Source organism: Microbacterium sp. SCN 71-21, assembly GCF_001725695.1.
Lineage (GTDB): Bacteria > Actinomycetota > Actinomycetes > Actinomycetales > Microbacteriaceae > Microbacterium > Microbacterium ginsengisoli.
In genome coordinates this window covers 1-9,266 of sequence record NZ_MEGA01000081.1, presented here as the reverse complement: position 1 = coordinate 9,266, position 9,266 = coordinate 1, and the positions used below count along the sequence as shown (strand labels likewise).

Here is a 9,266-nt window from a genome sequence, read left to right as displayed (position 1 = left end):
ACATCCGCGCGTCATCGACCGTGGAGGGCACGGTCACCCCATTCCGAACCGGAGCATGACGATGCCCGGAAAGATCGCGAACAGCACCGACAGCGGCAGAATCACGAAGACGAGCGGCAGCAGCATCGCGATCTCCTTGCGGCCGGCGGCCTCGAGCAGCGACCGCTTGGCATCCTCGCGGGCGTCGCCGGCTTGAGCCTCCAGCACTCCCGCGAGCGGCGTGCCGCGGTCGAGCGCCGACGTCAGCTGATCGACCGCCCGCGACAGAGCGGGCACCGCCACGTCGCGTGACAGCTCGCGCAGAGCGGCGGCCAGGGGCATCCCGGATGCCACGGCCACCACCACGCGCCCGAACTCGGCCGTCAGCTCGCCCGAGCCGACCGCACTCACCCGGCGAAGCGCATCGAGCAGGCTCTCTCCTGCGGAAAGGCAGAGTGCGAGGAACTCCAGCACCGTCGGAAGCTCCTCCCGGATGCGGTGCTGGCGGCGCCGTGCCGCCGTCGTCAGAGTGACATCGCACAGCACCGCGCCGGCGGCAGCCGTCAGCACCGGGAGCACCACCAGCAGAGCCGTGCCGGAGCGGGCGATGACGATCCCCACCGCGACAGCGGCGCCGACGCCGGCCCCCGCGAGCGCCCAGCCGAGTTGGCGGGCACGGAAACGCGCGACATCGATCTCCCATCGCGCGGCGGCCAGGCGCGCGGCGACAGCCTCACCGCCGCCCAGTGCCCCGACGACCCGTGCCCGCCACACCGTCCACGAGTTCCCGAGCGTCGCCACCGGGTCGAGCGGTGTGAGCCCGCGAGGATCTGCGACGTGGCGCACGTACGGCTGGATGCGATCGGCGAGACGCGGTGCGCCCCATTGCGGCACCGTCGCGAACATCAGCAGAACGCCGGCGGAGAATGCCCCGCCGAGCAGCACGGACACGGCCATGGTCGGGAGCAACGCGGCGGTCATCCGAACCACCGCCGCGGCTCCGGGAGACGCCCGAGCCGAGACATCAGCCAGAACGCGAGCACCGAGGCCGCAGCGCCGAATACGACGAGGGCCATCCCGCCGGGCGACGCGTACGCCGCCGCCCCTTCGGCGCGGAGCGACAGCAGCACGAGGATCACCCACGGCGCCGAGACGCCCAGCACCGCTGCCGCCCGCACCCAGGACTGCCTCGCCTCGGCTTCGGCTCGCGCCGCAGCGTCGGCGCGGATCGACTGCGAGAGCGCCTGCAGCACCGGCACAAGCTCGGTGCCACCGACCTGTCGGGCCATGCGCAAGGCCTCGACCAGGCGATCGGCGACAGGGTCGGAGAGGGCGGCCTTGAGACGGGCCATCGCACTGTCGAAGTGACCGGATGCCGCGACATCCCGTGCATACGACGCGAAAGCCCCGCGCAGCGCGGCCGGCGCGGATGCGGCGAGCGCGGCGACGGCGTCAGGGAGCGCGACTCCTGCGCGCACGGAGGCGACGAGCAGATCGCAGACGTCGGGCCACAGCGCTCGGCGGGCGCGCACCAGGCCCCGGGCGCGCGACCGGAGCCACGCGAACGGCGCACCCGCCGCGGCGAGCGCCGCCACCGCCGCCACCACCGGCACTCCCGTCAGGAGCAGCGCCGCCGACGCGGCGACGGCGGCGAGCGCGAGCGCCGACAACACGACAGCACGGCGCCGACGCGCGGCGAACCCCGCCTCGGCGAGAAGACGGTCGAGCGCCGGAGCCGACAGCGGTCGCGTCGGTCGCGCCGACGACGTGCGGGGCCAGAGCCACGGCGATGCGACGAGCAGCGCGCCCGCGCCGAGCAGGAGGCCGAGAAGAATGCTCATGCCGTCCTCCCCGTCGGCATGAACCCTGCCGCCACGGGGCGCACCTCGATCACGCCGTCGACCACGCGGCCCGTCGGCGCGACGATCTCCGCGACGCGGCGCGTGCCGGCGGCATCCTGCCGGCAGTGCACGACGAGGTCGACGGAGCTCGCGATCGCGGGCAGCAGGAAGTCCCGGTCGATGTTGCGGCCGGCCAGCAGCGGGAGCGCGGCGAGCTTCACGAGCGCGTCGCGCGCCGAGTTCGCGTGGATCGTCGCCGCCGCCGGCACGCCCGTGTTGAGGGCGAGCACGAGGTCGAGGGCCTCGGCGTCGCGCACCTCGCCGATGACGAGCCGGTCGGGGCGCATGCGCAGCGCCTCTTTCACGAGCCGCCGCAGCGTGACCTCTCCCCCGCCTTCGAGACTCGGCTGGCGGCTCTGCATCGCCACGAGGTCGGGCATCTCGGCGGCGAGCTCGAACGTCTCCTCCACCGTGACGATGCGCTGATGCGGCGCGCACGCGGCGATCAGCGCCCCGAGGAGCGTCGTCTTCGCTGCAATCCCCCTACATTTTCATCCGTATAACTGACCCCTGACCGGGAATTTGTTGAGTCCGAGGGCCACCGACTGCTATTCGAAAAGTGTCTTGACAGATGTGACGCCAGTAAGCGGCCCTCAGCACCTCGCGGAGGCGCTCAGGCCGTACGTCTCCGCCAAGTGCGAGCAGGGTGGGTCTGCCGACTTGTGACGAGTCGCACGAATGGTTCGCGTTCGCTGAGGCGAAACTGTGAGGTACACATCTTCGGGGCGTACCGTCAGGTCATGAAGACACAGACACGAACGAGCGGCCCCGATGCCGCGACGCTGGGCCTGGGATCGGTGCTGGTGGGTTCGTTGCCTGCTGCGCTGATGACCGATGAGGCCCCAGACCGGTACACGGTGGAGGCGGTGTTCACTCGTCGTCCCGAACGCGACGAGGTGACGCAGATCCTCGACGGCGGAACGCGGGATTTCCTCGCGAGGGCCGGTTTCCCAACGGTCGAGGTGACGGTCTCGGATCGTCGGCTGGAGATCGCGAACACGAATCTGGAAGAGCTGAGGGATGGCCTTGCGGGTGTCCTGGCTGATCGGCTCGCTGAGATCAGCGAGGCTGTCCGTGCCGGGCGGGAGGCGGCGGCCGCACGCTTTCAGCACGCGGCCGCGAGCGAGCAAATCCGCGCGGCGGCCGTGGCCACGCTGGCGGAATCCGTGAAGTTCCGAATCACCGCCGATGCGGAGGCTCCGCACGGGTCCTTCCTCGATCAGGCTGATCTGGATGCGAGCTACCGGGCGCAGATCGATGAGTGGGCCGATGATGGCGGTCATGCGCGAACCCGCTCGTGACACCGGGACGCGGCCGGTGCGCTGAGCATTCCCTGCTGGACGGGCCGGCATGGTTCTGAAGATGGGGATGCTGGCCCCGGTCGCGTGGCGGACGCCGCCTGAGCACTATGGCCCGTGGGAACGGGTGACGAGCCTGCTCACCGAGGGTCTGGTGCGACGAGGTGTGGAGGTGACGCTGTTCGCGACCGCGAACTCGGTGACCGATGCGGTGCTCGACGCGGTGGTCCCGCACGGATATGAGGCGGACGCGTCGATGGACGGTCGGGTGTGGGAGGCGCTTCATGTCGCGCACGCGATGGCTCGATCTGAGGAGTTCGACATCGTGCACAACCAGGTGGACTGGTTGCCGCTCGCGTTCAGTGCTCAGTGGCGGGCGCCGATGGTGACGACGGTCCACGGGTTCTCGGGTGCGGCGATCCTGCCCGCATACAGAGCATCCTCGTCGGCATTCGTCTCGATCTCGGACAGCGATCGGTCGCCGGATCTGACGTATGCGGCGACGGTGCACCATGGCGTCGATGCGGCGGAGCTGCCTCTGGTCGCCTCCCCCGATGACTATCTGGTGTCTTTCGGTCGTATCCATCCTGACAAGGGCACAGCTCGGGCGATCGAGATCGCCCGCCGGGCGGGGCGCCGGTTGATGATCTGCGGCATCGTGCACGATCGGGAGTACTTCGCTTCCGAGGTGGAACCGCACATCGACGGTGACAGGGTGGTGTTCCGCGGTTCCGTGGGGTCGGCCGAACGGGCTCAGGTGTTGGGCAACGCCACCGCCCTACTGCATCCGATCGCGTTCGACGAGCCATTCGGGCTCTCGGTCGTGGAGGCGATGATGTGTGGCACGCCGGTCATCGCATACCGGCGCGGATCGATGCGTGAGGTGATCGATGAAGGCGTCACCGGACGCACCGTGACCACGCTCGATCAGGCTGTTGCCGCCGTCGAGAAGGTGGCGATGCTGGATCGTCGGGATGTCCATGAACGCGCGGTGGCTCGATTCGGCGTCGAGCGAATGGTCGAGGACTATCTGCAGGTGTACGACCAGGTGCTCGGACGGGGAGCCGGCTCGGTTCACAGGCGACCGGAGTAGAGTAGGGCCACAGCGCCGGGTATTTCCGTACTCTCGGCGTGGACCGGATCACGCCGCCGTCGCCGCGATCCCACGAGGGATGCCGCCGGCAGACGTCTCGCCATCGCCCGAAGACGTCGTCGCTCGGGCATATCGAGGAGCGCGTCGCCGTGACCCACTATGGATTTCTCAGCACCTATCCGCCCACCCGCTGCGGGCTGGCAACCTTCACCGAGTCTCTGGCACGCGCGCTCACCGCGAGTCCCGTGGATCATGCCGACATCGTGCGCGTCCTCGACGCCCCCGAGCGTGCCGCCTCCCCTGGGCCCGGCGTGTCCTCGCAGGTGAGGGCGGACCTCATCGCCGGGGATGTCCGCAGCCGGAGCGCGGCGGCATCGATGCTCAACGACTGCGATGTCGCGATCGTCCAGCACGAGTACGGCATCTACGGCGGCGAGGACGGCGATGAGATCCTCGACGTCCTCACCGCCATGACCGTCCCCACCATCGCGGTACTGCACACCGTGCTCCCCTCGCCGACACCGCATCAGCGCCTGGTCCTGTCGCAGGTGTGCGCCCGCGCATCAGTGACCGTCGTGATGACCAGCGGCGCACGTGACACCCTCGTCGAGCACTACTCTGTGGATCCCTCGCTCGTTCACGTGATCCCGCATGGGGTGACCAACCTCGCTGTCGCCGCAGCCGCGCCCCGCAGTCGTCGGCGCGTCCTCACCTGGGGGTTGATCTCGCCGGGGAAGGGGATCGAATGGGGTATCCGAGCCATCGCGCAGCTCACCGACCTCTCCCCCGAGGTCGAGTACGTCGTCGCCGGGCAGACGCACCCGAAGGTGCTCGCCCACGCCGGCGATGGCTATCGATCAGGACTCGCACATCTGGTCAGCGAACTCGGTGTCGGCCCGTCGGTGCACCTCGACGGACGCTACCTCGAAGGCGACGAGCTCGCCGCTCTGCTGTCATCGACGGATGTCGTGCTGCTGCCCTACGACTCGCGCGACCAGGCAACCTCCGGAGTCCTCGTCGAAGCGGTCGCCGCAGGCATTCCCGTGGTCGCCACCGGCTTTCCCCATGCGGTCGAGCTGCTGTCGGGCGGCGCGGGAATCATCGTCGCCCATGAGGACCCGCGGTCGATCGCGTCCGCGCTGCGGACGATCCTGACCGGTGACGGCATCGCCAGACGCATGCGAGCGGTCGCGCTGCAGGATGCGGACGATATGACCTGGTCTGCGGTCGCGGACCGCTATCGGCACCTCGCCGCCGCGATGCGCGCGGTGGCGGCGTGATGGACGGTCCTGATCTCTTTCAGCACCTGCGTGCCCTCACCGATCACCGTGGCGTCTTCGAACACGCTCTGCTCGACACCCCCCGCCGCGAACACGGATACTGCGTCGACGACGTTGCCCGTGCACTCATCGTGGTCGTCCGCGAGCCGGACCACGATCCCGAGCTCCAGCGGCTGGGCGAGATCTACCTGGGCTTCCTCGAAGCGGCCATCGGAACGGACGGCCTTGCGCACAACCGCATGGACGAACACGGCGAGTGGACGGATGAGCCGAGCATGGGCGACTGGTGGGGACGGCTGCTCTGGGGACTCGGCACCGCAGCAGCACGGGCACCCGATGCACACATCCGCGCTCGCGCCTTACACGCGTTCGACCGCGCCGCGCAACAAGAATCCCAAGATCTGCGCACCATCGCCTTCGCCGCGCTCGGTGCCAGCGAGGTCGCATCCAGGCATCCGGACGACATGCCTGCCAGGCACCTCCTTCGAGAACTCATCGATGCAATTCCCCAGTCGACGGATACGGACTGGCCGTGGCCCGAGCCGCGCCTGCGATACGCAAACGCCTCCATCGCCGAAGCCCTCATCGCCGCCGGCGGACGGCTGGGCGACGATGAGGCGGTGGGCCGAGGTCTGACACTGCTCGAATTCCTTCTCTCCGTGGAGACCTCGGCCGATCGGCTCTCCGTGACAGGTCACGGCGGGCGCGGACCCGATGATGTCGGACCGCTCTTCGACCAGCAGCCCATCGAAGTCGCCGCGATCGCGGACGCCAGTGCCCGCGCCTTCGAGCAGACAGACGACGACAGGTGGCTCATCGGCATCGCCCTCGCCTGGCAGTGGTTCCGGGGCCGCAACGACAGCCACACTCCCATGGTGGATGAGGGAACCGGCGCAGGCTTCGACGGGCTCGAACGCGACGGCCGCAACGAGAACCGAGGGGCAGAATCAACGTTGGCCGCGATCAGCACGCATCAACAGGCGCGCCGCGTCGGCGCACTGGAGGACACATGACCCTCGTGCGGATGCACTCCGCCGAGCTTCGCCCTGAGCCAGACCGGGTGATCGGGCAGCTCTTCCTCCCGGGAGAGGAGTCGGCGGACACGCACTCACGCGCCTCGGACATAGTCTCCCGCGTCCTCGCCTTGCCCGAACGTGAGACCGAAGAGATCGCGGCCCGGCTGATACAACACTTCAGCAGTCGGCATCCCGACGTCCGGGCGTTGTTCCTCGCGAGCGCGGATGCCGTCAGCTCCCGGCTTGCCGGCCCGGTCGAGATCACGGACTCCCGGCGGATCGTCCTCGGTGCCAGCTTCACCGCAGAGTTCGCACTGGAAGGAGCGGCGCTGTGCAACCCCAGCGCCGTCGAGCACCCGGACCAGAGCGGTATGGGACCCGGACAGCTGCGCGTCGCGATCGCGCTCCGCGCGATCGGGGAAGGGCATCTCTCATCCATCGAGTTCGCCGAAGCCGTCATCGGCCCCGGAACTACCTGGACCTTCCACGACCGCCGCCGGCCCCCTTGGCGCCCGCAGGTGAGCGCCGGCGCCTGGAGCGTCGCCCACTTCCGTGCCGCCGCCGCGCACGAGGGGGTCCTCAACGAAACCTCCCACGCCGTCCTGCGCGAGTTGCCGACACGATTCTCAACGCCGGACATCGACACCGCCGCCACGCTCATCCCCTCCGAGCTGTCATCGCGCGCGGACACCCGTCGACAGATCGACGCACTCCGCGTCATCGCGTCCTCCGCATACAGAGCCGGCTTCCCCCTCGACACCGAGCTGAGTCAACGAGTACTCTCCCCCGTCGCGGCAGAGGAACACCGCGGCATGGAGGACGCGCGATTCGTGCGCTTCACCGACACCGACGGCTCCACCCACTACCGCGCCACCTACACCGCCTACGATGGACGCGACATCGCACCGCGGCTGATAATCACCCCCGACCTCCGCGACTTCCGCGTCCACCGGTTGGTCGGCGACGGCGCACAGAACAAGGGCATGGCGATGTTCCCCCGCCCGGTCGACGGCAGGTACCTGGCGCTGAGCCGGACCGGCGGAGAGAACATCTCCCTCGCCGAATCGGACGACGGGGTGATCTGGACGCAGGCCGGCAGAGTACACGGCCCTCAAGAAGCATGGGAGATCGTCCAAACCGGCAACTGCGGCCCACCACTTGAAACCGAACAAGGCTGGATCGTGCTCACTCACGGCGTCGGCCCCATGCGCACCTACGCCCTCGGGGCCCTGCTGCTCGACCTGCACAACCCGACCAAGGTCCTCGGCCGCACCTCCACCCCGATTCTCGAACCTCACAGTGGGCGGCGCGACGGCTACGTCCCCAACGTGGCCTACTCCTGCGGCGGCATCATTCACGAAGGCGTGCTATGGATCCCGATCGGCATCGCCGACTCGCGCATCGGCGTCTGCTCGGTGGAGCTCACAGACCTTCTCGCCTCCATGACCTGATGACCGCGCTCCCAGCCGGACTCCTGGGGACCGGACGAGGAACTCGTCCATGAATGCCTCGTGAAGGCCAACCGCTCGGTGCGGCGGCGGCGTCCCGACACGCATCGGGCGCGCCGCGACGAAGTCGCGATCGTCTGGTGGGTCGGAGATGCCCTCCTACGCGGGAACAACCTATTCGACGACCTCTAGACATCCGCCCTCGTGGCCGACCGACCGGCTGCCCGTACCGGGGTATCGGGTGAAAGTGTGCTCCACGGAGGGACGCATCGGAGAGCTGCCGAACGTAACGTTCGAATATGACCACGACATCGACCGATGAACTCACGACGCAGAGCGGTCCTTCCCCCAGGATCCGGGCCACCCGCCCTCGACGTGTCGGCGCCGGTGAGGCACACGAGCGGAATGCGAGCGAGTACAGCGAGTTGGCCGCAACGATCAAGGAGATGGGCTTGATGAAGCGGCGTCCGGGCTGGTACCTGGCGCGCTGCCTTATCCTGCTCGCCGCGTACGTCGGCGGCTTCATGGCGCTGTTCGCGCTGGGCTCATCGCCCTGGCAGCTTCTTGTCGGCGCGTACTTCGCGGTCCTGTTCACCCAGACGGCGTTCCTCGCGCATGACGGCGCGCACAAGCAGATCTTCGCCTCGGGCATCCGCAACGAGTGGTTCTCACGCGTCGTCGGCAACCTGCTGGTGGGCCTGAGCTACGGCTGGTGGATGAACAAGCACTCCCGCCACCACGCCAACCCGAACAAGATGGGCAAGGACGGCGACATCAAGCCGGGAGTGATCGTCTTCACGACCGAGGACGCAAGCCAGCATCACGGCTGGCGGGCGGCGGTGATGTCGAAGCAGCACTGGTTCTTCTTCCCGATCCTCACCCTGGCCGGCGCCGACCTGCACGTGAACGCAGTGAAGGCGGTGCTCGGCGGGGAGCAGGTGAAGGCTCGTGGGGTCGAAGCCACGCTCCTCGCGATCCGGCTGATCGGGTTCCCCGCGCTGGTCATCATCGCTGCGGGGCCACTGATGGGTCTGGCGTTCATGGCCGTGCAGGTGGCATTGTTCGGCATCTATATGGGCGGCAGCTTCGCCCCGAATCACAAGGGGATGGCGATCCTGCCGAAGGACTTCTCGATCGACTTCCTGCGCCGTCAGACGCTGACCTCCCGCAATATCAGTGGCGGCCCGGTGGTCGCGACGGGGATGGGCGGGCTGAACTTCCAGATCGAGCATCACCTGTTCCCGAGCATGC

At 68.7% G+C, this 9,266-nt stretch carries 9 protein-coding genes; 6 read left to right on the top strand and 3 right to left on the bottom strand.

All coding sequences use genetic code 11. From position 1 onward, the window contains the following. Window positions 1–33: 33 nt before the first annotated feature. The 3 genes from ABT08_RS11100 to ABT08_RS11090 are packed head-to-tail and all read right to left on the bottom strand — an operon-like array spanning window position 34 to window position 2,359. A complete protein-coding gene (locus ABT08_RS11100; RefSeq protein ID WP_056207162.1) occupies window positions 34–960 on the bottom strand; it encodes a type II secretion system F family protein in 927 nt (308 codons plus the stop codon). After that, on the bottom strand, window positions 957–1,820 hold the full coding sequence (locus ABT08_RS11095) for a type II secretion system F family protein (protein ID WP_288114971.1): 864 nt from the start codon (window positions 1,818–1,820) through the stop codon (window positions 957–959). The genes ABT08_RS11100 and ABT08_RS11095 overlap by 4 nt, the downstream gene beginning before the upstream one ends. Beyond that, window positions 1,817–2,359: a CpaF/VirB11 family protein gene (locus ABT08_RS11090; protein ID WP_082483050.1), complete on the bottom strand. Its 543-nt coding sequence runs from the start codon at window positions 2,357–2,359 to the stop codon at window positions 1,817–1,819. Before ABT08_RS11090 ends, ABT08_RS11095 begins: the two co-directional genes overlap by 4 nt. A 261-nt stretch (window positions 2,360–2,620) precedes the next feature. Between ABT08_RS11090 and ABT08_RS11085 the strand changes: the two genes are divergently transcribed. The 6 genes from ABT08_RS11085 to ABT08_RS11060 all read left to right on the top strand — a co-directional run. After that, window positions 2,621–3,181, top strand: a complete 561-nt coding sequence (locus ABT08_RS11085; RefSeq protein WP_056207165.1) for a hypothetical protein — start codon at window positions 2,621–2,623, stop codon at window positions 3,179–3,181. Window positions 3,182–3,230: 49 nt separating this feature from the next. Beyond that, on the top strand, window positions 3,231–4,271 hold the full coding sequence (locus ABT08_RS11080; RefSeq protein ID WP_289013445.1) for a glycosyltransferase family 4 protein: 1,041 nt from the start codon (window positions 3,231–3,233) through the stop codon (window positions 4,269–4,271). Window positions 4,272–4,420: 149 nt separating this feature from the next. Further along, window positions 4,421–5,551, top strand: coding sequence for a glycosyltransferase (locus ABT08_RS11075; RefSeq protein WP_056207167.1), 1,131 nt, complete (start codon window positions 4,421–4,423; stop codon window positions 5,549–5,551). Further along, a complete protein-coding gene (locus tag ABT08_RS11070) occupies window positions 5,551–6,564 on the top strand; it encodes a hypothetical protein (RefSeq protein ID WP_056519987.1) in 1,014 nt (337 codons plus the stop codon). The genes ABT08_RS11075 and ABT08_RS11070 overlap by 1 nt, the downstream gene beginning before the upstream one ends. Then, window positions 6,561–8,018 (top strand): glycoside hydrolase family 130 protein, encoded by a 1,458-nt coding sequence (locus ABT08_RS11065; protein WP_056207169.1) that lies wholly within the window; start codon window positions 6,561–6,563, stop codon window positions 8,016–8,018. Before ABT08_RS11070 ends, ABT08_RS11065 begins: the two co-directional genes overlap by 4 nt. A gap of 296 nt (window positions 8,019–8,314) precedes the next feature. Then, the coding region (locus tag ABT08_RS11060) for a fatty acid desaturase family protein (RefSeq protein WP_288114969.1) at window positions 8,315–9,266 on the top strand (952 nt) is incomplete at its 3' end.